Source organism: Jiangella endophytica, from assembly GCF_003427025.1.
In the GTDB taxonomy this organism is placed as follows: domain Bacteria; phylum Actinomycetota; class Actinomycetes; order Jiangellales; family Jiangellaceae; genus Jiangella; species Jiangella endophytica.
The window spans coordinates 541,129-567,723 of the sequence record NZ_QVAI01000003.1 but is presented as its reverse complement, the minus strand read 5'-3'; the positions used below and the strand labels follow the sequence as shown (position 1 = coordinate 567,723).

Sequence of the window (26,595 nt, the reverse complement as noted above, 5' to 3'; positions counted from 1 at the left end):
TGTCGGGCTGACAGGATTTGAACCTGCGACCCCCTGACCCCCAGTCAGGTGCGCTACCAAGCTGCGCCACAGCCCGTGGCTACCCCAGCCACGAGCGCGGCCGAGCGATGAACAGTGTACCGCCTCTGAGGCACCACTTCTGACACGCCCAGCCGGAGCGCACGGCTCAGGGCCGCGGCCGCCGGCTGTCGTAGTCGGTGCGGAAGGGCTGGGCGCGGACGTCGCCGTGCTGCGCCGCCCAGAGACCGGCCGCCAACGCCCACGCCAGCAGCAACACCATCACGACCACAACGACTCCCATGATCAACCCGCCACCCGAAGCACCAGACCAATTTCGAACTCACTCCAACCAAACACCAGTCCACTCTTCGCAACAAGATGCCAATCGTGGAACACTGGACTGATGAACGGCGCACGGCTGGGACCGAAGGATCTGCGGACCCTGCTCGGTGAGTGGGAGACCGACGGGCAGAGCACGTACCACGCGCTGGCCGACCGCATCCGGCTGCTGATCATCGACGGGCGGATACCGACGCGGACGCGGCTGCCGGCCGAGCGGGAACTCGCGGACGAGCTCGACCGCAGCCGCACGACCATCGTCTCCGCGTACCGCGCGCTCAGACAGACCGGCCACGTCATCAGCCAGCGCGGCTCCGGCAGTGTCGTCGCGCTGCCGCACGCGCACGAGCGGCCGGGCGCGCTCCCCCTGCCTGCCGTGGTCGACTTCGCGCGGGCGGCGCCGGCGGCGATCAGCGGCCTGGAGACGATCATCCAGCGCGCCACCGCCCACCTCCCGGAGGTGCTCGGCAAGAGCGGCTTCGACCTCATCGGCAGCCTGACGCTGCGCGAGCGCATCGCCCGCCACTACACCGAGCGCGGCCTGCCGACGCACCCCGGCCAGCTCATGATCACGCTCGGCGCGCAGCACGCGATCGCACTGGTCACGCGGACGCTGGTGCGGCAGGCCGACCGGGTGCTGGTCGAGTCACCGACCTACCCGCACGCGCTGGACGGGCTCAGGATGAGCGGCGGGCGGCTCGTCACCGTGCCGGTCACCGCCGACGGGTGGGACGGCGACAGGCTGCGCGACGCGTTCGAGCGGGTGCGGCCGTCGGTCGCCTACCTGATCCCCGACTTCCAGAATCCCACCGGCGCCTCCATGCTCCCGTCCGAGCGGGACGACGTCGTCCGGCACGCGCGCCGGGCGGGCACCGTCCTCGTCATCGACGAGACGACGGCCGACCTCGACATCGACCGCGGCTGGACGGACGTGCCGTTCGCCGCCCGCGCGGAGGGCCACCGCACCGTCACCATCGGCTCGCTCGGCAAGAGCGTCTGGGGCGGCCTGCGCATCGGCTGGATCCGGGCCGACGACGACGTCATCGGCGCGCTGCACGCGGCACGGGCGGCCGGCGACCTCGGGACGCCTGAGCTGGAGCAGCTGGTCGCGACCGAGGTCTTCGACGACTACGACACGCTCGTGCAGCGGCGCACCGAGCAGCTACGACACCATCGCGACGTGCTGGTGCGCGAGCTGCGCGAACGGCTGCCCCAGTGGGACGTGCCGGTACCGGACGGCGGGGCGTCGCTGTGGGTGGGGCTCGGCGCGCCGATCAGCTCCGCCCTCGCGCTGTTCGGCCTCACCAGGGGCGTCAGCCTCATCGCCGGCCCCAAGTTCGGCGTCGACGGGGCGTTCGAGCGGTTCCTGCGGATCCCCTACACCGGTCGCGTGGACGAGCTGACGCGCGGCGTCCACCTGCTGGAGGACACCGCGCGCTCGCTTCCCGCGCTCCCGGCCGGACGGGCACCGCAGCTGGCCGAGGTCGTCTGAGCCGTCACTCCCAGCGGAACACCCGGGCGGCGATGCCGCCGGCGACCACCGTCGCCACGGCCAGCGCGAGCAGGTTCGTCCCCTCGGGCCAGGAGCCGTTCCACGCGTCCTGCAGTGCCTCCATGCCGGCGCCCAGCGGCGACACGTCGCGGATCGGCCGGGCCCACGACGGCATCAGGTCGCCCGGCGTCCAGACGCCGGCGAAGAACATGCTCGGGAAGAACAGCAGCATGCCGATGGACGTCGCCGCCTTGCCGGTCGGCGCCAGGGCGGCGACCAGCAGGCCGACGCCGAACAGCGCGGTCGCCGTCAGCGCGAAGGCGACGACGAAGCCGCCCACGTTCGACGGCGTTCCGAGGTCGAAGGCGATCGCGCCGAGCAGCACCACCATGACCGCCGCCGCCACCAGCGCCGCCAGGTTGACCAGCAGCTGCGCGGCCAGCACGTTGCCGGGATGGACCGGCGTCGTCGACAGCCGGCGCAGGATGCCCTTCTCGCGGTAGGTCGCGAGCACCGTCGGCAGGACGCTCAGCCCGAGCAGCGCCGCCGACAGTGCCAGCGCCATGACCGGCAGGAACGCCTTGGTGATGCCGGTCTCGGGGTCGTCCTCCCCCAGCCCGATCGAGCCGAACACGACCATCAGGCCGATCGGCAGGGCGAACGTCATGACGGCGGACGTCGTGTCGCGGAGGAACAGCTTGGACTCGACCGTGGTGATCTTGGTCAGGGTGGACATCGAGGTCTCCTCTTCGGGTCGCGGACGGCGTCAGGCCACGGGCTGGGGCTCGAACGACCGGCCCGTCATCGCGACGAACGCGTCCTCGAGACTGGCCTGGTCCATCCGCAGCTCGGCGGCGACGACATCGTGTGCGGCCAGCGTGGTGATGACGGTGTAGGGCAGGTTGCCGGTGCCGCTGACGACGTAGTGCGCGCCGTCGCGGCGGACGCCGGTGACGTCGGGCAGGGCAGTGAGGACGGTCTCGTCCAGCGGCGAGGACGGGCGGAACCGCAGCGTCTGCTCCGTGGAGACCCGTGCGATCAGCCCGGCCGGGCTGTCGATGGCCGCCACCCGGCCCCCGTCGATCAGCGCCAGCCGGTCGCACAGCCGCTCGGCCTCGTCCATGAAGTGCGTGACCAGGATGATCGTGACGCCACGCGACCGAACCTGCTCGATCAGCTGCCAGGTGTCGCGCCGCGCCTGCGGGTCCAGGCCGGTGGTCAGCTCGTCCAGCACGGCGATGCGCGGGTTGCCGACCAGCGCCAGCGCGATCGACAGCCGCTGCTTCTGCCCACCGGACAGCTGCTCGAACCGGGTGCCGGCCTTCTCGGTGAGCCCGAGGTCGGCGAGCAGCTCGGCCGGGTCGGCCGGCGACGGGTAGAACGACGCGTAGAGGTCGAGCGCCTCGGCCGCGGTGATCTTCTCCGGCAGCTCGCTCTCCTGCAGCTGCGCGCCGAGCACCTTGCGGACCTCGGCACGGTCGCGGACGGGGTCCAGGCCCAGCACGCTGACGTTGCCGCCGTCGGGCCGCCGCAGTCCTTCGATGCACTCGACCGTGGTGGTCTTGCCGGCGCCGTTGGGGCCGAGGATCCCGAAGATCTCGCCCTCCTCGACCGCGAACGAGACGTCGTCGACGGCGACGGTCGAGCCGTAGACCTTGTGCAGGTTGGTCACGTCGATGATCGGCATGGTGCTGCCGTCCTTCCAGGTCAGGGGGTCAGGCCTTCTGCGGCCGGAGGTCGATGGTGCGGATGAAGCGCTGGATGCCCGCGAGGGTGAGGGCGAGGACGGCGATCGCGGCGGCGATCGCGAGGCCGACGGGCAGCCGCTCGACGCCGAGGTCGTCCATCGCCGCGCCGGCCCAGCCGACCGACATGATCGCCTCGACGGCCAGCAGCGGGAGCAGCAGCAACGGCAGCGCCAGTGTCGGCCCGAGCCAGCCGTACCGGTAGTAGGCGGAGCCGATCAGCCAGCCGCCGGCAACGTTGGCCGCGACGACGATCCAGACCTCGGGAACGATGAGCCAGAACTGGTAGCCGTGGTCGAACAGGTGCGGCGTCGTGAACGTCGGTGTCTCGTCGACGGCGCGGTACAGGCCGTACTCGACGAGATAGCCGCCGGCCTCGAGCACCGCCATGACGCCGGCCATCGCGACGACGATGGCCGAGCCGGCCCAGCCGAAGCTGCGCCGCGTCACGCCGGAGGCGACGGCGACCGGCAGGTAGGCGGCGGTGATCATGATGCCCATCGAGAGCGGGAAGTAGCGCGTCGCGTACTGGGAGTTCTCCCAGATGCTCTCGCTGCCGTCGCCGCCGTCCTGGAACAGCGCCACGATCAGGCCGATGACCAGGAAGATCACCGCGACGATCGCGACGAACAGGACGAGCGCCTTCGACAAGCCGTACGAGAGATCCAGGAACGACGCCCGGGCGCGGCGGTACGTGAGCGAGCTCATGCCGGGTCTCCCTTCGTGAGGTGGACGAACAGGTCCTGCAGTGCGACGGGCGAGAGTTCCAGACCCCAGTCGGCGGCGACGCTGCGCGCGTCCGGGTCGATGTCGCCGTAGACGGTGACCGACTTCGTCCCGCCGAGCCGCTTCTCACCGAGGACCGTCATGCCGGTGGTGAAGTCGTCGACGGCCGCCGCCGGGCCGACGACCGCGGCGCCGCGCATGCGCAGCGACTCGGTGTCGTCGTAGGCGACCAGCCGGCCGCGGTCGATGATGATCACCTGCTCGAACAGCCGCGAGACCTCCTCGATGAGGTGCGTCGACAGGATGATCGTGCGCGGGTTCTCGATGTAGTCCGCGAGCAGGACGTCGTAGAACGCGTAGCGCGACGGCGCGTCGAGGCCGAGGTAGGACTCGTCGAGCATGGTCAGCGGGGCCCGCGACGCCAACCCGACGGTGATGCCGAGCGCCGACCGCTGCCCGCGGGACAGCTTGGTGACGCCGCGGTTCAGCGGCAGCTCGAACAGATCGATCAGCCGCTGCGCGAACTCGTCGTCCCAACGCGGCCGGAACCGCCGCGACCGGCGCAGGATGCCCTTGACGTTCTCGCCCTCGATGACGAGGTCGCTGCTCTCGCGGATCAGGCCGATCTCCTGGGTGAGCTCCTCGTTCTCCCATGGCGTCCTGCCGTCGACGAGGATGGTGCCCTCGGTGACCTTCCGGTATGCCGCGATCAGCGACAGCAGCGTCGTCTTGCCCGACCCGTTGCGGCCGAGCAGGCCGTAGATCTTGCCGCCCTCGAGCTTCAGCGTGAGGTCGTCGATCGCCGTGACGCCGGGGTAGCGGACGGTCAGGTTCTGGATGTCGATACCGAACGTCATGCCGACTCACGACCCTTCAGCGTCTGGATGCGGGCGACGACGTCGTCGAGCGGGATGCCGATGACCCGGGCCTCGGCGACCATCGGCTCGACGACGTCGGCGAAGAAGCGCTCGCGCCGCTGGGACAGCAGCATGTCGCGGGCCTCTGAGCTGACGAACATGCCGATCCCCCGTCGCTTGTAGAGGACGCCCTCGTCCACCAGTTGCTGGAACCCCTTGGCGGCCGTCGCCGGGTTGATGCGGTAGTAGGCCGCGTACTGGTTGGTGGACATCACCTGCTCGTCAGCTCCCAACTCGCCACTGAGGATGTCGTTCTTGATGGCCTCCGCGATCTGGTGGTAGATCGGGCTCCGGTCGTCGAACATCAGCACCCCCTCTGGTTCCTAGGTTCTTTACTTGACTAATGAACCGTAACACCGCAGAACCAACGAACGCAAAACAGGTGGCTTGATAGTTCACCGAGTGGTGAAGTATTGTGCGTGGCGATGCGCCCCGCACCAGCTCAGCTCGACGTCGTCTTCGCGGCGCTCGCCGACCCGACCCGGCGCGCCGTCGTCGCCCGTCTGCGCCTCGGACCAGCGACGATGACCGAGCTCGCCACTCCCCTGTCGGCCAGCCTCCCGGCCATGACGAAGCACCTCGCGGTCCTCGAACGCGCCGGCCTGGTGACGACGGCGAAGAAGGGACGGCAGCGGTACTGCGCGCTGACGGCCGCGCCGCTGCGCGACGCCGCCGCCTGGCTGGCCGAGCACGGCGCCTACCGGGGCGACCGGCTCGACGCCCTCACGTCCTACCCGAAGGAGAACCCGTCATGATGCCCCTGACGTTGCAGCTCAAGCGGCCCGTCCCGGCCGAGCCCGCGCGAGTGTGGCAGGCGTGGACCGACCCCGCCGAGCTCGTCAGCTGGTACTGGCCGGCCTCCTTCGCGACGTCGTGCGACGTCGACCTGCGGGTCGGCGGCCGGTTCCGCATCTCGTCGGCGGCCGCCGGCCTGGCCGTCAGCGGCGAGTTCGCCGCCGTCGAGCCGCCACCGGCCGGGCGGCTCGTCCACACCTGGCGGTGGGACGGCGAGGAGGCCGAGACCCTGGTGACGGTGGAGTTCCTCCCCGGCGCCGACGACGGCACGGACGTCGTCGTCACGCACGAGCGGTTCACCGACCCGGGCGACAGCGCCAACCACGCCCAGGGCTGGAACGACTGCCTGGCCCGGCTGGTCAGTCGCACCCGGCAGCGTTGATCTTGGAGTTGTTCGTCCATCTATCGGACATTTCACCCCACGTTGGCCGAACAACTCCAAGATCAACGCGGGAAGGGGCGAGGGTCAGATGGCGCGGCCGAAGGTGGCGTGCGGCGAGTCCTTGATGACCGGCGTCTGCTCCCCCGCCCAGTCGGCCTCGCGGATGACCTTCATGGCCGCCTTGCGGGCCTCGCGGTCGAGCTTGTCGATGAACAGGATGCCGTCGAGGTGGTCGGTCTCGTGCTGGATGGCGCGCGCCAGCCGCTCCGAGCCCTCGATGGCGACGGCGTCGCCGTGCATGTTGAAGCCGTGCGCGACGACGCGCAGGGCACGGCGGCAGTCGTACTCGAGACCGGGCAGGGAGAGGCAGCCCTCGGGGCCGAACTGCTCCTCCTCGGACAGCTCCAGCGTCGGGTTGATCAGGTGCCCGACGACGTCGTCGACGTCGTAGGTGAAGACGCGGAGCGAGACGCCGATCTGCGGGGCGGCGAGGCCGGCGCCGGGCGCGGCCTGCATGGTGTCGACGAGGTCGGTGACGAGCTGGCGCAGCTCACGGTCGAAGTCGACCACTGGTTCGGCCTCGGTGCGCAGCACCGGGTCGCCGAACAGCCGGATCGGTCGGACGGCCATCTCTCACTCCTCGGGAGAACGATCGGGTGACACCAGGCCCAGCTGCGACAGCTCGTCGCGCAGCCGGCCGGGGTCGGTGAAGTGCAGGCTGGTCATGCCCAGCTCGGCGGCGGCGTCGACGTTGGGCGGGTTGTCGTCGATGTACACCGTCGACGACGCGTCGAGGCCGTAGCGGTCCAGCAGCACCTGGTACAGCCGGGGGTCGGGCTTGACCAGCCGCTCGGTCCCGGACACGACGATGCCCTCGAACCAGGAGAGGAACTCGAACCGCTCCAAGGCCAGCGGGAACTTCTCGGCCGACCAGTTGGTCAGCGCGTACAGCCCCACCGAGCCGCCGTCGCGCAACTCGCGCAGGAGGTCGACGGTGCCGTCGATGTGCCCGCCGATGGTGTCGAGCCACCGGGCGTCGTAGGCCGCGATCAGCTCCGCGTGCTCAGGGAACCGCGCCGACAGCTCCGCCACCGCCGCGGCCCAGGTGCGGCCGGCGTCCTGCGCCGCGTTCCACTCCGGCGTCGTGACCTCGGTGACGAACCGCTCCACCTCGTCCTCGGACGGCAGCAGCGTGCGGTAAAGGTAGCGCGGGTCCCAGTCGACCAGCACTCCCCCGAGATCGAAGACGACGGTCTGCGGCGCGCTCATACGTTGAAACCGAGCGCGCGCAGCTGCTCCCGCCCCTCGTCGGTGATCTTGTCCGGCCCCCACGGCGGCATCCACACCCAGTTGATGCGCAGCTCGGCGACCAGGCCGTCGGTGGCGGCCGCGGCCTGCTCCTCGATGACGTCGGTGAGCGGGCAGGCGGCGCTGGTGAGCGTCATGTCGACGGTGGCGACGTTCTGCTCGTCGACGGTGACGCCGTAGATCAGGCCGAGGTCGACGACGTTGATGCCCAGCTCGGGGTCGACGACGTCGCGGAGGGCCTCCTTGAGGTCCTCGAGGTCGACGGTGGCGGTCATCGGGTCTCCTCCTCGATTGGCCCGGCGCCGGCGAGCGCCCGGGCGGTCGCGTCCTTGAACGCCATCCAGCTCAGCAGCGCGCACTTCACGCGGGCGGGGTACTTGGCAACGCCGGCGAAGGCGATGCCGTCGCCGAGCACGTCCTCGTCCGGCTCGACCTGGCCGCGGCCCTGCATGAGCTCCGTGAACACCCGCTCGGTGGCGAACGCGTCGTCGACGGTCGAGCCGGTGAGCAGCTCGTGCAGGACGCTCGCCGACGCCTGGCTGATCGAGCAGCCCTGGCCGTCGTACGAGACGTCGGTGATCTTCTCGCCGTCGAGCGCGACCCGGATGGTGATCTCGTCGCCGCACGTGGGGTTGACGTGGTGCGCCTCGCCGCCGAACGGCTCGCGGAGTCCGCGCCCTTTCGGATTCTTGTAGTGGTCCAGGATGATCTCCTGGTACAGGCTGTCGCTCACCCGAAGAACCTCTTCACCTGGTGGAGACCGTCGGCGAGCGCGTCGATCTCGTCGAACGTGGTGTACAGGTAGAACGACGCTCGGGTGGTCGCGGGTATTCCGTACCGGACGCAGACGGGTCGCGCGCAGTGGTGCCCGACGCGCACGGCCACGCCCCGCTCGTCGAGGAGCTGGCCGACGTCGTGCGGGTGGACGCCGTCGAGGACGAACGAGACGGTGCCGCCGCGGCTCTCGGTGCTGTTCGGGCCGATGATCCGGACGCCGTCGACGGCGTTCAGCTTCTCCAGCGTGTACGCCGTCAGTGCCTGCTCGTGCGCGTGGACGCGGTCCAGGCCGATGCCGGTGAGGTAGTCGACGGCGGCGCCCAGGCCGATGGCCTGCGCGATGGGCGGCGTGCCGGCCTCGAACTTGTGCGGAATGGGGGCGAAGGTGGAGCCCGTCATCGCGACGGTCTCGATCATCTCGCCGCCGCCCAGGAACGGCGGCAGCGCGTCGAGCACCTCGCGGCGGCCCCACAGCACGCCGATGCCGGTGGGGCCGACCATCTTGTGGCCGGTGAACGCGAGCAGGTCGACGCCCAGCGCGGTGACGTCGATGGGCTGGTGCGGCACCGACTGCGACCCGTCCAGCAGGACGAGCGCGCCGACCTCGCGGGCCCGGGCGACGACGGTGGCGACGTCGTTGACGGTGCCGAGGCTGTTCGACTGGTGCACCAGCGAGACGATCTTCGTCCGCTCGTTGATCAGCTCACCGATCGTCGAGAGGTCGAGCCGGCCGTCGTCGGTGAGCCCGAACCAGCGGAACGCCGCGCCCGTGCGCTTCGCGGCCAGCTGCCACGGCACGATGTTGGAGTGGTGCTCCATCTCGGTGACGACGATCTCGTCGCCGGGGCCCAGGCGGTACCGCGGGTCGTCGGCCAGACCGCTGGCCAGCGTGTGCGCGACCAGGTTGAGCGCCTCGGAGGCGTTCTTGGTGAAGATGACCTCGTCGCGGCTGGGCGCCTTGATCAGCGCGGCGAGCTTGTCGCGAGCGCCCTCGAAGGCCGCCGTCGACTCCTCGCCGAGCTGGTGCACGGCGCGCGCCACGTTGGCGTTGTGGCGCGTGTAGTGCTCGGCGAGGGTGTCGAGGACGGCGGTCGGCTTCTGCGACGTGTTCGCGGAGTCGAGGTAGACCAGCGGGTGGTCACCGGCGAGCCGCCGTTCGAGGATCGGGAAGTCCTTGCGGACCCGATCCACGTCCAGCGGGCTGTGCGGTGCGCTCACGATGGCTCCTCAGTGATCGAGCGGTGGCGGGGTCAGGCCGGGGTGCCGACGTAGTCGACGTAGCCCTTCTCCTCCAGCTTCTCGGCCAGCTCCGAGCCGCCCGCCTCGGCGACGCGGCCGGCGACGAAGACGTGCACGAAGTCGGGCTTGATGTAGCGCAGGATGCGCGTGTAGTGCGTGATCAGCAGGACGCCCTTGTCGCCGCCCGCGGAGAAACGGTTGACGCCGTCGGAGACCACCCGCAGCGCGTCGATGTCGAGGCCGGAGTCGGTCTCGTCGAGGACGGCGAACTTCGGGTTCAGCAGCTCCAGCTGCAGGATCTCGTGCCGCTTCTTCTCACCGCCGGAGAAGCCGGTGTTGAGGTCGCGCTCGGCGAAGTCGTCGGCGATGGCCAGCTGGTCCATGGCCTGCTTGACGTCCTTGACCCAGGTGCGCAGCTTCGGGGCCTCGCCGTCGACGGCGGTCTTGGCGGTGCGCAGGAAGTTCGACACCGACACGCCCGGCACCTCGACCGGGTACTGCATGGCCAGGAACAGGCCGGCGCGGGCCCGCTCGTCGACCGTCATGGCCAGCACGTCGTCGCCGTCGAGCAGCACCTCGCCGCTGGTGACGGTGTACTTCGGGTGCCCGGCCAGGGAGTAGGCCAGGGTGGACTTGCCGGACCCGTTCGGGCCCATGATGGCGTGCGTCTCGCCGCTGCGGACGGTGAGGTCGACGCCGCGCAGGATCTCCTTGGGACCGGCCTCGGTCTCGACGGAGACGTGCAGGTCGCGGATCTCCAGGGTGCTCATTCTCGATGCCTCTCGGGTGTTCTCGGTGGTCAGTGCGTCGTCGTGGCGGCCGGCAGGCCCTCGCCCAGCGCCAGCTCGCGCTCGACGGTGGCGGTCAGCCGCTCGGCGATCTCCGGTACGCCGATCTTGTTGATCAGCTCGGTGAAGAAGCCGCGCACGACCAGCCGGCGGGCCTCGTCGGCCGGGATGCCCCGCGCCATCAGGTAGAACAGCTGCTCGTCGTCGAACCGGCCGGTGGCGCTGGCGTGCCCGGCGCCCTCGATCTCGCCGGTCTCGATCTCGAGGTTCGGCACGGAGTCGGCGCGGGCGCCGTCGGTGAGCACCAGGTTGCGGTTGAGCTCGTAGGTGCTGATGCCCTCGGCGGCCGGCCGGATGAGCACGTTGCCGATCCACACGGTGTGCGCCTTCGAGCCCTGCAGCGCGCCCTTGTAGAGCACGTTGCTGCGGCAGTTGGGCTGGTTGTGGTCGACGAACAGGCGCTTCTCGAGGTGCTGGCCGCTGTCGGCGAAGTACAGGCCGAGCAGCTCGGCGTCGCCGCCGGGGGCGGAGTAGTCGAGCGTGACGGACGTGCGCACGAGGTCGCCGCCGAAGCTCACCACGACGTGCTTGACGACGGAGTCGCGGCCGACGCTGACGTGGTGGTGCGACAGGTGCACGGCGTCGTCGGCCCAGTCCTGCAGCGTGACCAGCGTCAGCCGGGCGCCGTCGTGGGTGATGACCTCGACGTTGTCGGCGAACGCCGCCGACCCCTCGTGCTCGAGGACCACGACGGACTGGCTGAACCGCTCGGCCGTGATGACGACGTGGCCCGCGGCGGCCTTCTCGGCGCTCAGGCCGCGCAGCCGTACGATCGTCGGCTTGTCGACGATCGCGTCGGCCGGGACGGTGATCGCGAGCACCTTGTCGGCCTCGGCCCAGGCCCGGGCACTGACGCGGTCGTTCGGCACGTAGCCGGACGAGCCGCGCCGGGGGTCGCCGGCCTCGACCGTCTCGACGACGACCTGCGGGTCGGCGTCGACGCTGACCTCGTAGTCGTGGCCGTCGAGCGGGGCGTCGTCGTGCAGGCCGCGCAGCCGCGCCATGGGCGTGAAGCGCCACTCCTCCTCGCGCCCGCGCGGCACCTCGTGGTCGGCGACGTCGAATGACGCGACGGTGTCGAAGGCGCTGCCGCCGTGGTCGGGCGCGCCGGCGCCGTGCGAGTGCTCGGTGAGGCCGTGCTGGGCCTGCTGAGCGGTACCGGCCGAGGCATGCTTCTCCGTCGAGGCCGGAATGTTAGCCGTGGTCATCTGCTCTCTCTCGTGGGTGGTCGCGCTGCTGGTCGGTCCGGGCGGCGGCGTCAGCCGACCGCGCCCTCCATCTGCAGCTCGATCAGCCGGTTCAGCTCCAGCGCGTACTCCATGGGCAGCTCGCGCGCGATGGGCTCGATGAAGCCACGCACGATCATCGCCATGGCCTCCTCCTCGGTGAGGCCGCGGCTCATCAGGTAGAAGAGCTGGTCCTCGCTGACCTTGGAGACCGTGGCCTCGTGACCCATGGAGACGTCGTCGTTGCGGATGTCGACGTACGGGTAGGTGTCGGAGCGCGAGATGGTGTCGACCAGCAGCGCGTCGCAGCGCACTGTGCTGGCGCTGTGGCTGGCGCGCGGCATGACCTGCACCAGGCCGCGGTAGGACGTCCGGCCGCCGCCGCGGGCGACCGACTTCGACACGATCGAGCTCGACGTGTTGGGCGCGAGGTGCACCATCTTCGACCCGGAGTCCTGGTGCTGCCCCTCGCCGGCGAACGCCAGCGACAGCGTCTCGCCCTTGGCGTGCTCGCCCATGAGGTAGATGGCCGGGTACTTCATGGTGATCTTCGAGCCGATGTTGCCGTCGATCCACTCCATGGTGGCGCCCTCGGCGGCCGTGGCGCGCTTCGTCACCAGGTTGTACACGTTGTTCGACCAGTTCTGGATGGTCGTGTAGCGAACCCGGGCGCCCTTCTTCACCACGATCTCGACGACCGCGCTGTGCAGGGAGTCGGAGGTGTAGATGGGGGCGGTGCAGCCCTCGACGTAGTGGATGTAGGAGTCCTCGTCGGCGATGATCAGCGTCCGCTCGAACTGGCCCATGTTCTCGGTGTTGATGCGGAAGTAGGCCTGCAGCGGGATCTCGACGTGGACGCCCTTCGGCACGTAGATGAAGCTGCCGCCGGACCACACCGCCGTGTTCAGCGCGGAGAACTTGTTGTCGCCGGCCGGGATGACCGAGGCGAAGTACTCCTTGAACAGCTCGGGGTACTGCTTGAGGCCGGTGTCGGTGTCGAGGAAGATGACGCCCTGCTCCTCGAGGTCTTCACGGATCTTGTGGTAGACGACCTCGGACTCGTACTGCGCCGCGACGCCGGCCACGAGGCGCTGCTTCTCGGCCTCGGGGATGCCCAGCTTGTCGTAGGTGTTCTTGATGTCCTCGGGCAGGTCCTCCCACGAGGCCGCCTGCTTCTCCGTCGACCGGACGAAGTACTTGATGTTCTCGAAGTCGATGGTGGAGAGGTCGGCGCCCCACGTCGGCATGGGCTTCTTGTCGAACAGCCGCAGTGCCTTGAGCCGGGTCTCGAGCATCCACTCGGGCTCGTTCTTGAGGGCGGAGATCTCGCGGACCACGTCCTCGTTCAGCCCGCGCTTCGCGGCCGCGCCGGCGCTGTCGCTGTCGGCCCAGCCGTACTCGTAACGACCCAGGCCCTCGAGCTCGGGGTGAGCGGTGGTGGTCATATCTGGGAGATCCTCTCCGTCTTTCCCGTGGTGTCCGTGGCGTTGCCGCCGCGGGGGATGTGCGTGGTGCAGACGCCCTCGCCGTGCGCGATGGTGGCGATGCGCTGGACGTGGGTGTCGAGCAGCCGGGCGAACGCCTCCGTCTCGGCCTCGCACAGCTGCGGGAACTGCTCGGCGACGTGTGCCACCGGGCAGTGGTGCTGGCACAGTTGCTCGCCGGTGACCGGCGAGGCCTGGGCCGACGCGGCGTAACCGTCGGCGCTGAGGGCGTCGGCGAGCGCGGCCGCGCGCTGCTCCGGTGGTACCGATTCGATGATAGGCCGGTACCGCTCCTCGAGGTCGGCAATGCGCCGACGCGCGAACTCGGCGACGAGGTGTTCTCCCCCGGTCTCGGCGAGGAACCTCAGCGCACCGACCGCGAGGTCGTCGTAGGCCTGCTCGAACGCGTCGCGACCGGCCGGCGTCAGCACGAACACCTTGGCCGGGCGGCCGCGGCCGCGGTGGCCGTAGACTCGCTCCTCGCGGGACTCGATGACGCCGTCGCCCATCAGGGTGTCGAGGTGGCGCCGCACGGCAGCCGGGGTCAGCCCCAGGCGCTCGCCCAGCGCCGCCGCCGTCGAGGGGCCGTTCTCGAGGATGGAGCGGGCGACCCGCTCCCGGGTGCGTGCGTGCGCCTCCTGGACGCCGGGCTCGTCGCCCGGTGCCCGCGTGGCCTCGCGCACGTTTTTCACAACACCATCGTGCTCTTTTTCATTCGCCGACTCAACCTCCTCATCGTGCGATGCATCACGCAGGTCAGCCTTACCTTTGTTGCTCCGGCAGGCCCCGACCGGGCGGCGGCAGGCCGGTGCCGCCGTGCGACACTCGCGGGATGAGCACAGCGCCGGCCGTCGAGATCACTTCTCTGGTCAAGCGCTACGACGCCGTCACCGCCGTCGACGGCCTGTCCCTGCGGGTGGCCGCCGGGACCCTCACCGCCGTGCTCGGGCCGAACGGCGCCGGCAAGACGACGACCGTCGAGATCTGCGAGGGCTTCCGCCGGCCCGACGCCGGGTCCGTGCGCGTGCTGGGGCTGGACCCCTGGCGCGACGGCGCGGGGCTGCGGCCGCGGGTGGGCGTCATGCTGCAGGAGGGCGCCGGGTTCTATCCGGGCGCGCGGCCGGTCGAGCTGCTGTCCCACCTGGCGCGCCTGCACGCCGATCCGCTGGACGTGCCGATGCTGGTCGCTCGGCTGGGCCTGGAGTCGGTGGCCCGCGGACGGACGCCGCTGCGCCGGCTGTCCGGTGGCGAGCGACAGCGCATCGCGTTCGCGGCGGCGCTGGTCGGGCGGCCCGAGCTGGTGTTCCTCGACGAGCCGACGGCCGGGCTGGACCCGCAGGCGCGGCGTGCGACGTGGCAGCTGCTGGACGAGCTGCGGGCCGCCGGGGTCACCGTCGTGCTGACGACGCACCTCATCGACGAGGCCGAGCGGCTCGCCGACCAGGTCGTCATCATCGACGCGGGGCGGGTGCTGGCCGAGGGGACGCCGCAGGAGCTGACCAGCGGTGTCTCGGACGACGTGATCCGCTTCGGCGGGCCGCCGCGTCTGGACGTCGCCTCGCTGCGGGCGGCGCTCCCCGACGGCTCCTCGGTGAAGGAGGTCGCGCCGGGCTCGTACGAGGTCGCGGCGGTGGTGGATCCGCGGCTGCTGGCGACGCTGACGTCCTGGTGCGCGGCGAACGACATCCTGGCGGAGGGTCTGCAGGTCGGGCACCGGTCGCTGGAGGACGTGTACCTGGAGTTGATCGGGGCCGCGGCGGAGAGGACGGCGCCGTGACCGAGACGCCCTCGACCGGCCAGCCGCCCGAGTTCCCGCGCCCCACCGCCGGACCGCCCGAGCCGACCCGCCCCGCCGCCGGACCGCCCGAAACCCCGCGCCCCACCGCCGGACCGTCCCAGCCGACCCGCCCCACCGCCGGACCGCCCGAGCCGTCGGGACGCTCGTCGGCCCGGCCGTCCCAGCCGTCGCCGCGCTCGTCCGGCGCCTCCCCCGCCCCCGACTCCCAGTCGTCGCCCGGCCCGTCCGGCCGTTCGTCCGCACGGCCGTCCCTGTTCACGCCGGCTCCCGGTGCGGCGCCGGTCGGCCGGATGCTGCTGGCGCAGACGCTGTTCGAGATCCGCCTGCTGCTGCGCAACGGCGAACAGCTCCTGCTGACCGCCGCGATCCCCGTCGTGCTGCTGTGGCTGCTGACCGCCGCGCCGGTGTTCGACACCGGCGACTACGAGCGGGTCGACTTCCTCGTGCCGGGGATCCTGGCGCTCTGCGTGATGTCGACGGCGTTCACGTCGCTGGCGATCGCGACCGCGTACGAGCGGCGCTACGGCGCGCTCAAACGCCTGGCCGCGTCGCCGCTCCCCCGCTGGACGTTGCTGCTGGCCAAGGCGCTGACCGTGCTGGTCGTCGAGGCGTTGCAGGTCGTGCTGGTCGGCGGACTCGGGCTGGCGCTCGGGTGGCGGCCGTCGGGGTCGCCGCTGGCCGTGATCGTCTTGCTGGTCGCCGGGACACTGGCGTTCGCCGGGCTCGGCCTGCTGATGGCGGGCACGCTGCGCGCCGAGGCGACGCTGGCCGCTGCCAACCTCGTCTACCTGTTACTGCTGGTTCTGGGCGGCGTGGTGATCCCGCTGTCCGGCTTCCCGTCGGGCGTGCGGACGGTCCTCGAGCTGACACCGACCGGCGCCCTCGCGGACGGTCTGCGCTCGGTCCTGGCCGACGGTGCCGGGCTGCCGTGGGGATCGGTCGCCGTGCTCGCGGTCTGGGCGGTGGCCGGTCTCGCCGCCGCGGCCCGCTGGTTCCGCTGGGACTGAGCGCGACGCCGTGGCCTGCCCGCCGCATCGGCGACCACACGCAACACGACTCATCGCGTACTTTCCGGCCACGCGCACAGCGCCCGGTCGCCTCAGAGAGCCGCCCACCCTGCCGGCCTGACAACGCAGCGCCGGCGCATCGAGCTGTGTCGTCGGCGGCGCTCAGCGTTCCCGGAAGGCCGCCTGCTCGGGCTCAGCCGCGACCGGAGCATCCCGGACCAGGAAAGGGTCGAGCAGGCCGGGAACGGCCTCGGCGCCGAAGTCGAGGACCTCGTGCTCGTCGGCGTCGACGACGGAGTACCGTCGCGCGCCGGCCGCCGTGGTGGCGGTGAGGGTGAGCAGGCCCGCGCGACGCTGGAAGACCGACTGGCTCAGCCGCCAGCCGATGATGCCGTTGCGCTGCAGGTACACCGTCGCCCGCCGGAGGCTGCCCTTGCGAGCGACGAGGTAGTCGCCGTCGAGGTCGTGGCCGAGCGACCGGTAGGCGTCGCCGGCCAGCAGGACGAGGGCCACGCAGCAGGCCGCCGCGAGCACCGTCAGCACGACGGCCCAGAAGTCGCGCACCGGTGAGGCGACCGTCAGCCAGACCACCGCCGCCGCCAGCACCACGTCGGCCGCGAGCGCCCAGCGCAACCGGCGTGTGCGCGCCGCGACCGGATGTCGTCGCAACCGCCCGCCCGGACGGACGCCGGCGACAGCCGCCGCCACCGACGCGGCGACCGTCATGGGCGCGGCCGGCAGCAGCGTTGACGCCTCGGATTTGGGGTCGGTGCGCAGACCCGTCGTGACGACGTCGACGCGGGCCGCGCCGGCGGACCGCACACCGAGCGGCTCGACGATCTCGACGCCGCGGACACGCTGCTCCTCGATGCTGACCGAGCGCGTCGTGAGCAGCCCCCGCCGGACCCGCAACGTGCCGCCCGGCTCGCGTTCGAGGCGGTACGCCCACCACGCCTCGAGCGTGAGCGCCAACGTCGCCACGGCCCCGACCAGCACGAACACCACCGCGAACAGCACCAGTGTCTGCGTCGCGCCGATGTCCTCGACGATGTCGCGGGTGGTGTCGATGGGCAGGCTCTCGCGACCGAACCAGTTCAGCACCTGGAACAGGCCCCCGACCGCGATGCCGGCGAGTGCGAGCGTCCAGAACGAGAGCGGCGCGAAGCGGAGCCAGCCAGGGTCCCAGCGAGCCAGGACGCGTACGTCGGGTTCGGTGCCGTCGGCGGCGACCGGCGCGCGGTCGAGTAGCAGCGCGCGCAGCCGCTCGCCCTCGTCGCGGTGCACGGGGTCGAGCACGATCGTCTGCGGCGACTGCCCCGGCCCGCCGGCCTCGACCTGTTCGCCGGTGCCGATGCTGACCTTCACCAGGCCGAACACCCGCTGGACCGGATCGGCCGAGAGGTCGACGGTGCGGATGCGCTCGCGGCCGAGCGAGCGCTTCGTGGTGAAGACCATGCCCTTGTGCTGTTCCATGCGCGTCGGCGTGACGCGGTACCGGCTGTGCCGCCAGCGCACGTAGTCGGCGATGGCCGACACCAGCACGACCAAGACCACCGCCGGCACCACCCACGCCAGCGCCGTGCCGTAGGAGGTGCCGGAGCCGATGCCGATGGTCGTGGGGATGGCGCCGCCGAGCGCGAGGATGAAGACCCAGACGCCGGTGACCTTGACGGTGTCGCGGTGCAGCGCCAGCCAGCCCGGTTCGTCACCGGCGGTGGGCGTGGTGGTGGCCACCGAGTCCGGCGCCGGCGCGGCCGCCGCATGGTCGAACGCGGGGTCGGCGGGACCGGTGTCGCTCACGTGGCGTCGCCCGGGGTGTCGTGGGTGATGCGGGTGAGTTCCTCGGCGAGGTCGGCGGCCTGCTCGTGGTCGAGTCCCTCGATCTTCACCGCACCCGCCGACGACGCCGTGGTGACCGTGACGGTCGACAGGCCGAAGGCGCGCTGCAGCGGGCCTCGCATGGTGTCGACCGTCTGGATGCGTGACATCGGCGCCACCCGCCAGACCTGCCACAACACCCCGCCGCGGGTGTAGACGGCCTGGTCGGTGACCTCCCAGCGATGGATGCGGAACCACCACGGCGGCAGCAGCAGAATGCCCACCAGCCCGACGACCGCGAGCACGGCGGCCGGGATCAGGAACCACGCCCGGGCCGGGGCGATGAGCAGGCCGAGGATCAGCAGCGGCACGACGACCACGGCAGTCAGCACACCGATTTGGGCCCGCCACCACGCCATGACGCGCTGGTCCAGCCAGTTTCGGGGCGGTCGCAGCCGAGTGGCGCTGCTCATGTCGCTGTCCTCCCGCAGATCGTCGCAGTGAACGAGCCGACTGCCGGAGCCCGCCGGCGTGCCCACGGCGGCTCTCACGGCGATCATGGCGTGCCCGTAGACGCACGGTATCGGAGCCGCTGTGCCGAGGCGACCGAAGCGGGACGAACCACGTCGTGGCGGTCGCGGCGGACTCGGCCTGGGGCGCCGGTCCGCGGTCGCCGCCATGGCAGCGGCATGCGACGGCCACGGCACGCCGCCGCTCGGTGAGAACGGCGAGAGCGGCGACAGCCGGCGATCCTGGCAGGTCCGTCGCCGAGGGCCGCGACGGACGCGGATCCGGCCGCCCCAGCTGTGACCGGCGCGGGTCCGGGTGCCCCAGGTGTGGCGTCACGGATCGCCCCATTCCCGGTCCGACCCGGCCGCCGGACGGCGCCGGGGCCGGAGCCGACGCTGCCGCCAAGGAGAGGGGCGCCGGCAGCGCACCGATCGGCCACGCGGCAGACGCCGTCGGAGCGGCGTACTCCCCCAGGCCGGCACCCGGCCCGCTGCCAGGAGTACGCGGGTCGCCACCACCCTGCCCACCACCGAGCAGCCCGCCACCGGCGAGGGCGGCGAGCAGCACGACCGCCAGTACGGCGCGGAGACGAGCGGACCGAAGGACCATGACCCGGACGCTAAGCCCGAACCCGGCCCGGTTCACGATTTCGCCGTTTGCCCGAATGAGCTGGACGTTTGCCCGATTCCGGGCTAACGGCGACCACCCACGAAACGTGGTGAGGGCTAACTTCCGGGCTAACGCGGACGCGAGTCGGGCAGGTCGCAGACCCTTGACAGAACGCCCGGCGGTGGGGCAGGCAACGGAGGACCCGGAGATCGCGAGCGGAGGCCGGGTCCTACCATGACGTGGTGACCGCGACCCTTCCGACGACTCCGGCTCCGGCGCCCGGCCGGGCCGCCCGGCTCGTGCGGCGGCTGCCGCTCCCGTCGGAGCTGACACTGCGGCGGCTGGCGGTCGCATCGCTGGTCACACAGGCCGGAATCATCGTCACCGGCGGCGCGGTCCGGCTCACCGACTCCGGGCTCGGCTGCCCCGACTGGCCACATTGCACCGCGGGCTCCATCGCCGCCACACCCGAGATGGGGCTGCACGGCGCGATCGAGTTCGGCAACCGGCTGCTGACGTTCGTGGTCGGCGCCGTCGCGTTCGCGATGCTGGTCGCGGTGCTGCGGACGCTCACCTCCGACCGGCCCCGCCGCGATCTCCTGGTGCTGTCGGCGGTGCTGCTCGGCGTGGTGCCCGCACAGGCGGTCATCGGCGGCATCACCGTCTGGACCGACCTGAACCCGTGGGTCGTCATGTTCCACTTCCTGGTATCGGCCACGCTGGTCGGCGTCGCGACGGTGCTGGTCAGACGGGCGCAGCGGCCGCACGGAGCCGTACCGGCCCGCGTCGGGCAGCCGTGGCTGGAACGGCTCGCCCTGCTGACGCTGGCGGTCACCGCGGTCGCCGTCTACCTGGGCACCGTCGTCACCGGCAGCGGGCCACACTCCGGCGACCCCGACTCCAAGCGCACCGGCCTCGACGTCGCCGTCGTGACGCAGGTGCACGCTGACTCGGTCCTGCTGCTCATGGGCGTCTCGATCGGCCTGTACTTCACCGCGCGGGCGGTCGGCTCCCCCGGGCGGGCCGCACGCGCCGCCGCCGTCCTGCTCGCCGTCGAGCTCGGGCAGGGCGTCATCGGGCTGGTGCAGTATCGGCTCGAGCTGCCGGAACTGCTGGTCGGACTGCACATGCTCGGCGCGGCGCTCATGGTGATGGCCGCAACCGACGCCTGGCTGGCCACGCGCTGGCTGCCCTCGCGGCGACCGGCTGCGCCGATCGTGCGCTGACGCCGGCTCCGCACCGGCGCCGTTTGCCCGTCAGGCGGCCGGGTACCTCCCGAAGGCGAATCATGCCGATTTGGGAGGTCTGTTCGACATGAACATCGGTCTGGGTGTCTTTCTGATGGCGCTGGGCCTGATCCTGGCGCTCGGTGTCCGCGACCGGCTGGCCGACTTCGACCTGAGCGTCATCGGCTGGGTGCTCACCGGCGTCGGTGCCCTGGCCATCGTGGTGTCGATGATGGTCACGTCGATGCGGAGCCGTCGCGCCAGCAGCACGGAGTACGTCGAGCGGCCGCGCACCAGGGAGTACGTCGAGCGGCGCGACGACGTCGACCCGCTCTGATCACGCTGGTTCAGCGCACGACCGCACCGGCCGCGATCCGGCGCACGGCGGCGCCCGTCCCAAGTTCGGGACGGGCGTCCGCGTTCTCCTGGTAGTAGCGCAGCGCGTGATAGGCCAGCACCGGGTCGGCGCCGAGGCGCTCGGCCGGGATCGCCGCGGCCGTGTTCGCCGGCGCCGTCGCCGTGAGGCGGCCGAGCGCCGCGGTCCGGCGGCCGGATATCCGCGCCGCGACGTTCACCGGCTCGCGCGTCACCACCGTCAGCCAGTTCTGCACGGGCCGCGGCGCCAGGCCGATCCCGTAGCGGATCGACGTCGTGCCGATGCGCTCGACCTGCTCCCAGGTCAGCTCGACGGGCTCGCCACCCAGCCCGACGACCAGGTGCGACGGAGTGAGGTCCAACCCGAGCCGGCGGCGGGAGGCGATCAACCCGACGATCCCGCCGAGCGCCAGCACCGACCCCACCACCAGCAGCACGACGAAGCCCACCACCGACGACCATTCGCCGCGAACCGCCGCGACGACGAGAGCCGCCACGCCGAGCGCGACGAGCGCCAGCCCCAGGACCGCCAGCGCCAGGCTGACCAGCGGCGACGTCGGGCGGACGGGGATCCGCACCCCGGTCTGCCGGTCGCCGTCCAGCTCGAGCGACACCTCCACGACGGAGGAGGTGCGGCGACGGGGCCGTCCGGCGACGGCGATCGGCGCGAGCAGCAGCAGGACGCCGCCGATCACGGCGGCCGCGCTCCACTGGCGGTCGGCTGCGGCGATCGCCGCGACCGGCACCAGGACGGCCGCGAGGGCCCCGGACACCACGACGCCGAGCCAGCCGCCGAGGGGCGGACGGCGCCAGTCCGGCGGCCACGGCAGCGTCGTCACGGCGACGATGCTCTCACGCCGGCCGCCGCGGCGAGGACCCCGGCGCACCACCCCCACCACCGGGACCATGCGCCGGCCGTGCGGCACACTCGCGGATGCCCGGACGGCGAGGCGGGTGCGCAGCGAACAGCCACCAGGCGCGGGTCAGTCGGCGGACTCCGACCCGATCAGGGCCTGGGCGAACCACTCCATCGCGGCGACGCTGCCCGAGCTCACCTGCGCGGCCGGCCAGTCATTGATGACGCCGACGAGCTCCCAATAGCGCTCGACCCGGCGGTCGGAGAACAGGGCGATCTGCTCGCCCAGCTCACGCCGGAAGTCCGCGGCGTCGTCGACACCGCGGGCGTGCGCGAACCGCGGCGCCAGCTGGTCGACGACGAGTTGCCCGTCCGGTGAGGCCGGGGCGACACCGGCGGTGTGCAGTGGCGCCACCAGCTCGGTCACGCTCTGGTAGAGCGCCACCTCGGCGGGCGATGGACCGGACGAGTCGGACGCGGCGGCGCCGGCCTCGGCCATCTGGCGCACCCGCGCACGGTAGGACGGGTCCTGTACCAGCTCGGCCAACTCGACCCAGGCGTCGACCTGGGCCGGTGTCGGGTCGTCGGGCAGGTCGACGCGGACCGAGCGCATCCGGTCGGCGAACGCGGGGTCGGTGTCGAGGCCCTCGAAGGCCGACGACCAGTAGTCGTCGATGATCTGCTGCCGCTCGGCGGCGGACAGGTGGGCCAGGCGGTTCATGAGATCCAGCTCCTCGTGGTCGTCGATCCCCAGCGCGGCCACCGCCCGCAGCACCGAACGCCGGGTCCGGAGCAACCGGATCTGCGCGTCCAGAGCCGCGGCATGCGCCGTCGCCATGTCGGCCAGCGACAGTGACCGGTCGAGGACCCGCCGGACGGTCGCGAGGTCGATGCCGAGCTCGCGGAGCGTGCGGACGAGATCCAGCCGAGCCAGGGCGACGGCGTCGTAGCGGCGGTAGCCCGCCGGGGATCGGTCGGTCGGCGGCACCAGTCCGATGTCGGCGTAGTACCTGATCGTCTTCACCGGGAGTCCGGTGCGCCGGGCCAGGTCGCCGATGCTGAGGAAGGCGCCGTCGTCGTTCACGAGAACCACCGTGGTGTCTCCAGTAACAGGAGGGTCAAGTCCACCAGGCGAGCCGTCCGGACGCCAGCCGTTGCTGCGCCGTCCCGTCGGCCAGTTCGCCGTGCGCCGCGGGGTATCGCCAATGGAACCGGAGCCCGTGGTGGACGACCGCGGGATCGTTGACCAGTCGGGCCGTGACCACGGTGGCGGCGACCTCGGCGGGCACGCCGGTGAACCGATGCCACAACTGCGTGAGGGCGTCGACCTCGCCGGCTACGATGCCCGGCGAGGCGTGGACCACCAGGCAGTTCGGTGTCGACGAGCCGAGCCGGGCCAGCCCGCGGCGACGTGGTGTGGGTCAGCTCGGGCGACGAGCCCGGTGAACAGCAGGACACCGAAGTCCTCCTGCCCGCGCAGCCCGGACATGGCAGCCGCGACGACGCCGGTCGCCACGAGGCCGAGGGCGATGAACAGCACCGCCACCGGCACCGGCACCGTGCGGAGCGGGAACCGCACTCCCGAGGACACCAGGCCGGCCACCCTGACCTGTGCCGATGGCCCGACCGGCTGGGAGCGCCGGGGCGCGTACTGCCACGCTGCGGGCACGGTCAGTGAGCACCACCGACAGCAGGACAGACGCCACCACGGCCAGGCCGAGATACTCGACGACGAACCCGGCCCAGCCGCCCAGGACGGTGCCGCGCCACTCCTCGGGCCATGGCAGACCGGTCACGACAGCATGGTCGCGGCCACCGTGCACACAACCCGCGGCGGCGGAACGGCGTCAGCCCAGGATCAGCACGTCGGCCATCACGGCGACGAACACCACCGTGAGGTAGGTGATGGAGCCGTGGAAGAGCCGCATGGCGGTCAGCCCTGCGCCGTCGGGGGTCCGCTTCGCCCGGCCGTACAGCCGGTGCGCCTCGACGAGGAACCAGACGCCGGTCAGCACGGACGCCAGCCCGAAGATCCACCCGAGCGAGGCGACCGGCCACAGCACGAACGTCGTGGCGACCATGGCCCACGAGTAGAGCAGGATCTGCAGCGCCACCGTGCGCGCCGACGCCACGACCGGCAGCATCGGCACGCCGGCCCGCGCGTAGTCGTCGCGGTAGCGCATGGCCAGCGGCCAGTAGTGCGGCGGCGTCCAGAAGAAGACGACGAGGAACAGCAGCACCGGCGGCCAGTCGAGCGACCCGGTGACGGCGGCCCAGCCGATCAGCGTCGGCACACAGCCGGCCACCCCGCCCCAGACGATGTTCTGTGACGTCCGCCGCTTGAGCAGCATGGTGTAGACGAGGACGTAGAAGAGGTTGGCCGCGATGGTCAGCGCCGCGGCCAGTGGGTTGACCCACACCAGCATGATCGCGACCGAGGCGGCCAGCAGGACCGAGGCGAACGCGAACGCCGGGTACGGGGCGACGACGGCGCGGGCGAGCGGCCGGCGCCGGGTGCGGTGCATGACGGCGTCGATGTCGCGCTCGAGCACCTGGTTGAACGCGTGCGCGCTACCGCCGGCCAGCGTGCCGGCCACCAGTGTGGCGAGGGCGAGACCCAGCGGCGGCAGCCCGCGCTCGGCGAGCACCATGGCCGGCAGGGTGGTGATGAGCAGCAGCTCGACGACGCGCAGCTTCATGAGCGACACGTAGGCGCCGACGACGGAACCCAGCCGCCCCAGCCGCGTGGGCGGCTGTGGTGTACGCCGGGTCGCCGCGGGACTCGGCTCGACGGACGTCAACGTTCACCTTCGTGTGGTCGAAGCGACAGGCGGGAGTGGGAACATCCGCCAGCATGGCCTGTTGAGTCTAACGGTGCGCCCAAACCGCCGAGCGGCCGGGCACACGTGCGGGTGACGTCGATACGCTCGACCGTGGAACGGCCGTCTCGCCGACGCCGCCATGATCACAGACGTAGGGACCCATCCGCCTGAGAGGAACGTCACGCCGGTGAACACGACACCCGAGAACAGCGCAGACTTCGAGTGGACGGAGCTCGACGACCGGGCGGTCGACACCGTGCGGCTGTTGGCCATGGACGCCGTCGAGAAGGTGGGCAACGGGCACCCGGGCACGGCGATGAGCCTGGCACCGGTCGCCTACACGCTCTACCAGCGGGTGCTGCGCCACGACCCGTCCGACCAGCACTGGCTGGGCCGCGACCGGTTCGTCCTGTCCGCGGGACACAGCAGCCTGACCCAGTACATCCAGCTGTACCTGTCCGGCTACCAGGTGACCCTGGACGACCTGAAGGCGTTCCGCACCTGGGGCTCGGCGACGCCGGGGCACCCGGAGTTCCGGCACACCAACGGCGTCGAGGTCACGACCGGCCCGCTCGGGTCCGGGTTCGGGTCGGCGGTCGGCCTGGCGTTCGCCCAGCGCCGGGTCCGCGGCCTGCTCGACCCCGACGCGCTGCCGGGCGAGAGCGTCTTCGACCACCACGTCTTCGTCATCGCCTCCGACGGCGACCTCGAGGAGGGCGTGTCGAGCGAGGCCAGCTCGCTGGCGGGCACGCAGGAGCTGGGCAACCTCGTCGTCATGTGGGACGACAACCACATCTCCATCGAGGACGACACCAACATCGCCTTCACCGAGGACACCGTCGCCCGCTACGAGGCGTACGGCTGGCACACCCAGGTGGTCGACTTCACCGCGGGCGGCGAGTACCACGAGAACCCGCAGGCCATCTACGAGGCGCTGGAGAACGCGAAGGCCGTCACCGACCGCCCGTCGTTCATCGCCGTCCGCACCATCATCGGCTGGCCGGCCCCGAACAAGCAGAACACCGGCGCCATCCACGGCTCCGCGCTGGGCGCCGACGAGGTCGCCGCCACCAAGCGGGTGCTGGGCGCCGACCCGGAGACGTCGTTCGACGTCGCCGACGAGGTCCTGGCGCACGCCCGCGAGGTCGGCGCCCGCGGCAAGCAGGCCCGCACCGAGTGGGACGAGCGCTACGCCGCGTGGCGCGAGGCCAACCCCGACCGCGCCGCCCTGCTCGACCGCCTGCGGAGCGGCGAGCTGCCCGACGGCTGGACCGACAGCCTGCCGGTCTTCGAGCCGTCGGAGAAGGGCATCGCCACCCGCGCCGCGTCGGGCAAGGTCATCAACGCGGTCGCGCCGGTGCTGCCGGAGCTGTGGGGCGGCTCGGCCGACCTCGCGGGCTCCAACAACACCACCATCGAGGGCGAGCCGAGCTTCCTGCCCGAGAAGCGCTCCTCGAAGATGTTCCCCGGCGACCCGTACGGCCGCACGCTGCACTTCGGCGTCCGCGAGTTCGCCTCGGGGCTGATCGTCAACGGCATCGCGCTCAACGGCCTCACCCGCCCGTACGCGGCGACGTTCCTGGTGTTCAGCGACTACCAGCGGGCCGCGGTCCGGCTGGCGGCGATCCAGCAGCTGCCGGTGACGTTCGTGTGGACGCACGACTCCATCGGCCTCGGCGAGGACGGCCCCACGCACCAGCCGGTCGAGCACCTGTCGGCGCTGCGGGCCATCCCGGGCCTCGACGTCATCCGTCCGGCCGACGCCAACGAGACGGCCGTCGCGTGGCGCACCGTGCTGGAGCGGAAGCACCCGGCCGGCCTGGCGCTGACGAGGCAGAACGTGCCGACCTTCGACCGCACGGTCTACGCGTCGGCCGAGGGCACGGCCCGCGGCGGCTACGTGTTCGCCGAGGCCGCCACCGACGATGGGAGTGGCACGCCGCAGGTGATCCTCATCGCCACCGGCTCGGAGCTGCAGCTGGCCGTCGAGGCCCGCGAGACGCTGCAGGCCGACGGCGTCCCCACCCGCGTCGTCTCGATGCCGTCGCAGGAGTGGTTCGAGGAGCAGGACGCCGAGTACCGCGAGTCGGTGCTGCCGGCCGCCGTGAAGGCACGCGTCTCCGTCGAGGCGGGCATCGCGATGAGCTGGTACCGCTACCTCGGCGACGCCGGCCGCGCGGTCAGCCTCGAGCACTTCGGCGCCTCGGCCGACTACCAGACCCTCTACCGCGAGTTCGGCATCACGGCGGACGCCGTGGTCGCCGCGGCCCGTGATTCCATCTCCAACGCCTGAGAG

30 protein-coding genes and 1 tRNA gene are annotated in these 26,595 nt (G+C 71.7%); 8 read left to right on the top strand and 23 right to left on the bottom strand.

The genetic code is table 11. The features are described 5' to 3' along the window. Positions 1-2: 2 nt before the first annotated feature. Together DZA62_RS09475 and DZA62_RS37190 are read right to left on the bottom strand one after the other, a co-directional pair. Positions 3-76: transfer RNA gene (locus tag DZA62_RS09475), tRNA-Pro, on the bottom strand. A gap of 90 nt (positions 77-166) precedes the next feature. Continuing rightward, positions 167-301 carry a hypothetical protein gene (locus DZA62_RS37190; RefSeq protein ID WP_269813859.1) on the bottom strand — a complete coding sequence of 45 codons (135 nt, stop codon included), beginning with the start codon at positions 299-301 and terminating at the stop codon, positions 167-169. A gap of 102 nt (positions 302-403) precedes the next feature. Between DZA62_RS37190 and yczR the strand changes: the two genes are divergently transcribed. Beyond that, a complete protein-coding gene (gene yczR, locus DZA62_RS09470) occupies positions 404-1,831 on the top strand; it encodes a MocR-like transcription factor YczR (protein ID WP_116948582.1) in 1,428 nt (475 codons plus the stop codon). Positions 1,832-1,835: 4 nt separating this feature from the next. Here yczR and DZA62_RS09465 read toward each other — a convergent pair whose 3' ends face one another. From DZA62_RS09465 to DZA62_RS09445, 5 genes are read right to left on the bottom strand one after another with little or no spacing between them, the layout of a single operon-like run. Continuing rightward, positions 1,836-2,567: an ABC transporter permease gene (locus tag DZA62_RS09465; RefSeq protein WP_116948581.1), complete on the bottom strand. Its 732-nt coding sequence runs from the start codon at positions 2,565-2,567 to the stop codon at positions 1,836-1,838. A 30-nt stretch (positions 2,568-2,597) separates the two neighbouring features. Beyond that, complete coding sequence (locus DZA62_RS09460; protein ID WP_116948580.1) at positions 2,598-3,518, bottom strand: ABC transporter ATP-binding protein; 921 nt, start codon at positions 3,516-3,518, stop codon at positions 2,598-2,600. 28 nt (positions 3,519-3,546) lie between these two features. Then, a complete protein-coding gene (locus DZA62_RS09455; protein WP_116948579.1) occupies positions 3,547-4,284 on the bottom strand; it encodes a hypothetical protein in 738 nt (245 codons plus the stop codon). Then, positions 4,281-5,159, bottom strand: a complete 879-nt coding sequence (locus DZA62_RS09450; protein ID WP_116948578.1) for an ATP-binding cassette domain-containing protein — start codon at positions 5,157-5,159, stop codon at positions 4,281-4,283. Before DZA62_RS09450 ends, DZA62_RS09455 begins: the two co-directional genes overlap by 4 nt. After that, entirely contained in the window at positions 5,156-5,524 is a 369-nt protein-coding gene (locus DZA62_RS09445; RefSeq protein WP_116948649.1) for a GntR family transcriptional regulator, read from the bottom strand. Before DZA62_RS09445 ends, DZA62_RS09450 begins: the two co-directional genes overlap by 4 nt. Before the next feature lie 120 nt (positions 5,525-5,644). Between DZA62_RS09445 and DZA62_RS09440 the strand changes: the two genes are divergently transcribed. Together DZA62_RS09440 and DZA62_RS09435 are read left to right on the top strand one after the other, a co-directional pair. Next, complete coding sequence (locus DZA62_RS09440; RefSeq protein ID WP_116948577.1) at positions 5,645-5,974, top strand: ArsR/SmtB family transcription factor; 330 nt, start codon at positions 5,645-5,647, stop codon at positions 5,972-5,974. Beyond that, complete coding sequence (locus DZA62_RS09435; RefSeq protein WP_116948576.1) at positions 5,971-6,396, top strand: SRPBCC family protein; 426 nt, start codon at positions 5,971-5,973, stop codon at positions 6,394-6,396. Before DZA62_RS09440 ends, DZA62_RS09435 begins: the two co-directional genes overlap by 4 nt. A gap of 84 nt (positions 6,397-6,480) precedes the next feature. Here DZA62_RS09435 and def read toward each other — a convergent pair whose 3' ends face one another. Genes def through DZA62_RS09390 form a run of 9 tightly spaced genes read right to left on the bottom strand, consistent with a single transcriptional unit; the run spans position 6,481 to position 13,961 of the window. Next, positions 6,481-7,026 (bottom strand): peptide deformylase, encoded by a 546-nt coding sequence (gene def / locus DZA62_RS09430; RefSeq protein WP_116948575.1) that lies wholly within the window; start codon positions 7,024-7,026, stop codon positions 6,481-6,483. Between the two features lie 3 nt (positions 7,027-7,029). Then, positions 7,030-7,665 (bottom strand): HAD family hydrolase, encoded by a 636-nt coding sequence (locus tag DZA62_RS09425; protein ID WP_116948574.1) that lies wholly within the window; start codon positions 7,663-7,665, stop codon positions 7,030-7,032. Further along, positions 7,662-7,979: a metal-sulfur cluster assembly factor gene (locus tag DZA62_RS09420; protein WP_116948573.1), complete on the bottom strand. Its 318-nt coding sequence runs from the start codon at positions 7,977-7,979 to the stop codon at positions 7,662-7,664. Before DZA62_RS09420 ends, DZA62_RS09425 begins: the two co-directional genes overlap by 4 nt. After that, positions 7,976-8,437, bottom strand: a complete 462-nt coding sequence (sufU, locus tag DZA62_RS09415) for a Fe-S cluster assembly sulfur transfer protein SufU (protein ID WP_116948572.1) — start codon at positions 8,435-8,437, stop codon at positions 7,976-7,978. Before sufU ends, DZA62_RS09420 begins: the two co-directional genes overlap by 4 nt. Beyond that, positions 8,434-9,699 carry a cysteine desulfurase gene (locus tag DZA62_RS09410; protein WP_116948571.1) on the bottom strand — a complete coding sequence of 422 codons (1,266 nt, stop codon included), beginning with the start codon at positions 9,697-9,699 and terminating at the stop codon, positions 8,434-8,436. Before DZA62_RS09410 ends, sufU begins: the two co-directional genes overlap by 4 nt. A 32-nt stretch (positions 9,700-9,731) precedes the next feature. Then, positions 9,732-10,490: a Fe-S cluster assembly ATPase SufC gene (gene sufC, locus DZA62_RS09405; protein WP_116948570.1), complete on the bottom strand. Its 759-nt coding sequence runs from the start codon at positions 10,488-10,490 to the stop codon at positions 9,732-9,734. A 29-nt stretch (positions 10,491-10,519) separates the two neighbouring features. After that, the gene (gene sufD / locus DZA62_RS09400; protein ID WP_116948569.1) at positions 10,520-11,776 is read right to left on the bottom strand and encodes a Fe-S cluster assembly protein SufD; all 1,257 of its coding nucleotides are present in this window, start codon (positions 11,774-11,776) and stop codon (positions 10,520-10,522) included. A 50-nt stretch (positions 11,777-11,826) separates the two neighbouring features. Continuing rightward, entirely contained in the window at positions 11,827-13,239 is a 1,413-nt protein-coding gene (sufB, locus tag DZA62_RS09395; RefSeq protein ID WP_116948568.1) for a Fe-S cluster assembly protein SufB, read from the bottom strand. Then, positions 13,236-13,961 carry a helix-turn-helix transcriptional regulator gene (locus DZA62_RS09390; protein ID WP_198663576.1) on the bottom strand — a complete coding sequence of 242 codons (726 nt, stop codon included), beginning with the start codon at positions 13,959-13,961 and terminating at the stop codon, positions 13,236-13,238. The genes sufB and DZA62_RS09390 overlap by 4 nt, the downstream gene beginning before the upstream one ends. 149 nt (positions 13,962-14,110) lie before the next feature. On the opposite strand from DZA62_RS09390, the gene DZA62_RS09385 reads away from it, so the two are divergent. Continuing rightward, positions 14,111-15,055 (top strand): ABC transporter ATP-binding protein, encoded by a 945-nt coding sequence (locus DZA62_RS09385; RefSeq protein ID WP_116948566.1) that lies wholly within the window; start codon positions 14,111-14,113, stop codon positions 15,053-15,055. Positions 15,056-15,366: 311 nt separating this feature from the next. Next, positions 15,367-16,083, top strand: a complete 717-nt coding sequence (locus DZA62_RS09380) for an ABC transporter permease (RefSeq protein WP_116948648.1) — start codon at positions 15,367-15,369, stop codon at positions 16,081-16,083. 162 nt (positions 16,084-16,245) lie between these two features. On the opposite strand, the gene DZA62_RS09375 is transcribed toward DZA62_RS09380, so the two are convergent. Continuing rightward, the gene (locus DZA62_RS09375; RefSeq protein ID WP_198663575.1) at positions 16,246-17,883 is read right to left on the bottom strand and encodes a PH domain-containing protein; all 1,638 of its coding nucleotides are present in this window, start codon (positions 17,881-17,883) and stop codon (positions 16,246-16,248) included. Next, entirely contained in the window at positions 17,880-18,374 is a 495-nt protein-coding gene (locus DZA62_RS09370; RefSeq protein ID WP_116948646.1) for a PH domain-containing protein, read from the bottom strand. The genes DZA62_RS09375 and DZA62_RS09370 overlap by 4 nt, the downstream gene beginning before the upstream one ends. A gap of 945 nt (positions 18,375-19,319) precedes the next feature. Here DZA62_RS09370 and DZA62_RS09365 point away from each other — a divergent pair. Together DZA62_RS09365 and DZA62_RS09360 are read left to right on the top strand one after the other, a co-directional pair. Then, positions 19,320-20,246: a COX15/CtaA family protein gene (locus DZA62_RS09365; RefSeq protein WP_116948645.1), complete on the top strand. Its 927-nt coding sequence runs from the start codon at positions 19,320-19,322 to the stop codon at positions 20,244-20,246. A gap of 88 nt (positions 20,247-20,334) precedes the next feature. Next, the gene (locus tag DZA62_RS09360; protein ID WP_116948565.1) at positions 20,335-20,583 is read left to right on the top strand and encodes a DUF6458 family protein; all 249 of its coding nucleotides are present in this window, start codon (positions 20,335-20,337) and stop codon (positions 20,581-20,583) included. Between the two features lie 10 nt (positions 20,584-20,593). Here the strand turns inward: DZA62_RS09360 and DZA62_RS35620 are convergent, their stop codons facing one another. The 5 genes from DZA62_RS35620 to DZA62_RS09335 form a co-directional block, all read right to left on the bottom strand. Further along, a complete protein-coding gene (locus DZA62_RS35620; protein ID WP_157987569.1) occupies positions 20,594-21,460 on the bottom strand; it encodes a hypothetical protein in 867 nt (288 codons plus the stop codon). A gap of 144 nt (positions 21,461-21,604) precedes the next feature. Then, complete coding sequence (locus tag DZA62_RS09350; RefSeq protein WP_116948564.1) at positions 21,605-22,561, bottom strand: MerR family transcriptional regulator; 957 nt, start codon at positions 22,559-22,561, stop codon at positions 21,605-21,607. Between the two features lie 34 nt (positions 22,562-22,595). Further along, positions 22,596-22,766: a hypothetical protein gene (locus tag DZA62_RS09345; RefSeq protein ID WP_157987568.1), complete on the bottom strand. Its 171-nt coding sequence runs from the start codon at positions 22,764-22,766 to the stop codon at positions 22,596-22,598. A 47-nt stretch (positions 22,767-22,813) separates the two neighbouring features. Continuing rightward, positions 22,814-23,068: a hypothetical protein gene (locus DZA62_RS09340; RefSeq protein WP_157987567.1), complete on the bottom strand. Its 255-nt coding sequence runs from the start codon at positions 23,066-23,068 to the stop codon at positions 22,814-22,816. A 256-nt stretch (positions 23,069-23,324) separates the two neighbouring features. After that, complete coding sequence (locus DZA62_RS09335; protein ID WP_116948561.1) at positions 23,325-24,278, bottom strand: heme o synthase; 954 nt, start codon at positions 24,276-24,278, stop codon at positions 23,325-23,327. Between the two features lie 208 nt (positions 24,279-24,486). Here DZA62_RS09335 and tkt point away from each other — a divergent pair, with 208 nt between their 5' ends. After that, positions 24,487-26,592, top strand: coding sequence for a transketolase (gene tkt / locus DZA62_RS09330; protein WP_232827320.1), 2,106 nt, complete (start codon positions 24,487-24,489; stop codon positions 26,590-26,592). The last annotated feature ends 3 nt before the right edge of the window (positions 26,593-26,595 follow it).

What these genes read in the sequence shown, in the direction of transcription:
- DZA62_RS37190 (WP_269813859.1), bottom strand. Translation starts at nt 301, where the DNA reads ATGGGAGTCGTTGTGGTCGTGATGGTGTTGCTGCTGGCGTGGGCGTTG.
- yczR (WP_116948582.1), top strand. Translation starts at nt 404, where the DNA reads ATGAACGGCGCACGGCTGGGACCGAAGGATCTGCGGACCCTGCTCGGT.
- DZA62_RS09465 (WP_116948581.1), bottom strand. Translation starts at nt 2,567, where the DNA reads ATGTCCACCCTGACCAAGATCACCACGGTCGAGTCCAAGCTGTTCCTC.
- DZA62_RS09460 (WP_116948580.1), bottom strand. Translation starts at nt 3,518, where the DNA reads ATGCCGATCATCGACGTGACCAACCTGCACAAGGTCTACGGCTCGACC.
- DZA62_RS09455 (WP_116948579.1), bottom strand. Translation starts at nt 4,284, where the DNA reads ATGAGCTCGCTCACGTACCGCCGCGCCCGGGCGTCGTTCCTGGATCTC.
- DZA62_RS09450 (WP_116948578.1), bottom strand. Translation starts at nt 5,159, where the DNA reads ATGACGTTCGGTATCGACATCCAGAACCTGACCGTCCGCTACCCCGGC.
- DZA62_RS09445 (WP_116948649.1), bottom strand. Translation starts at nt 5,524, where the DNA reads ATGTTCGACGACCGGAGCCCGATCTACCACCAGATCGCGGAGGCCATC.
- DZA62_RS09440 (WP_116948577.1), top strand. Translation starts at nt 5,645, where the DNA reads ATGCGCCCCGCACCAGCTCAGCTCGACGTCGTCTTCGCGGCGCTCGCC.
- DZA62_RS09435 (WP_116948576.1), top strand. Translation starts at nt 5,971, where the DNA reads ATGATGCCCCTGACGTTGCAGCTCAAGCGGCCCGTCCCGGCCGAGCCC.
- def (WP_116948575.1), bottom strand. Translation starts at nt 7,026, where the DNA reads ATGGCCGTCCGACCGATCCGGCTGTTCGGCGACCCGGTGCTGCGCACC.
- DZA62_RS09425 (WP_116948574.1), bottom strand. Translation starts at nt 7,665, where the DNA reads ATGAGCGCGCCGCAGACCGTCGTCTTCGATCTCGGGGGAGTGCTGGTC.
- DZA62_RS09420 (WP_116948573.1), bottom strand. Translation starts at nt 7,979, where the DNA reads ATGACCGCCACCGTCGACCTCGAGGACCTCAAGGAGGCCCTCCGCGAC.
- sufC (WP_116948570.1), bottom strand. Translation starts at nt 10,490, where the DNA reads ATGAGCACCCTGGAGATCCGCGACCTGCACGTCTCCGTCGAGACCGAG.
- sufD (WP_116948569.1), bottom strand. Translation starts at nt 11,776, where the DNA reads ATGACCACGGCTAACATTCCGGCCTCGACGGAGAAGCATGCCTCGGCC.
- sufB (WP_116948568.1), bottom strand. Translation starts at nt 13,239, where the DNA reads ATGACCACCACCGCTCACCCCGAGCTCGAGGGCCTGGGTCGTTACGAG.
- DZA62_RS09385 (WP_116948566.1), top strand. Translation starts at nt 14,111, where the DNA reads ATGAGCACAGCGCCGGCCGTCGAGATCACTTCTCTGGTCAAGCGCTAC.
- DZA62_RS09380 (WP_116948648.1), top strand. Translation starts at nt 15,367, where the DNA reads ATGCTGCTGGCGCAGACGCTGTTCGAGATCCGCCTGCTGCTGCGCAAC.
- DZA62_RS09370 (WP_116948646.1), bottom strand. Translation starts at nt 18,374, where the DNA reads ATGAGCAGCGCCACTCGGCTGCGACCGCCCCGAAACTGGCTGGACCAG.
- DZA62_RS09360 (WP_116948565.1), top strand. Translation starts at nt 20,335, where the DNA reads ATGAACATCGGTCTGGGTGTCTTTCTGATGGCGCTGGGCCTGATCCTG.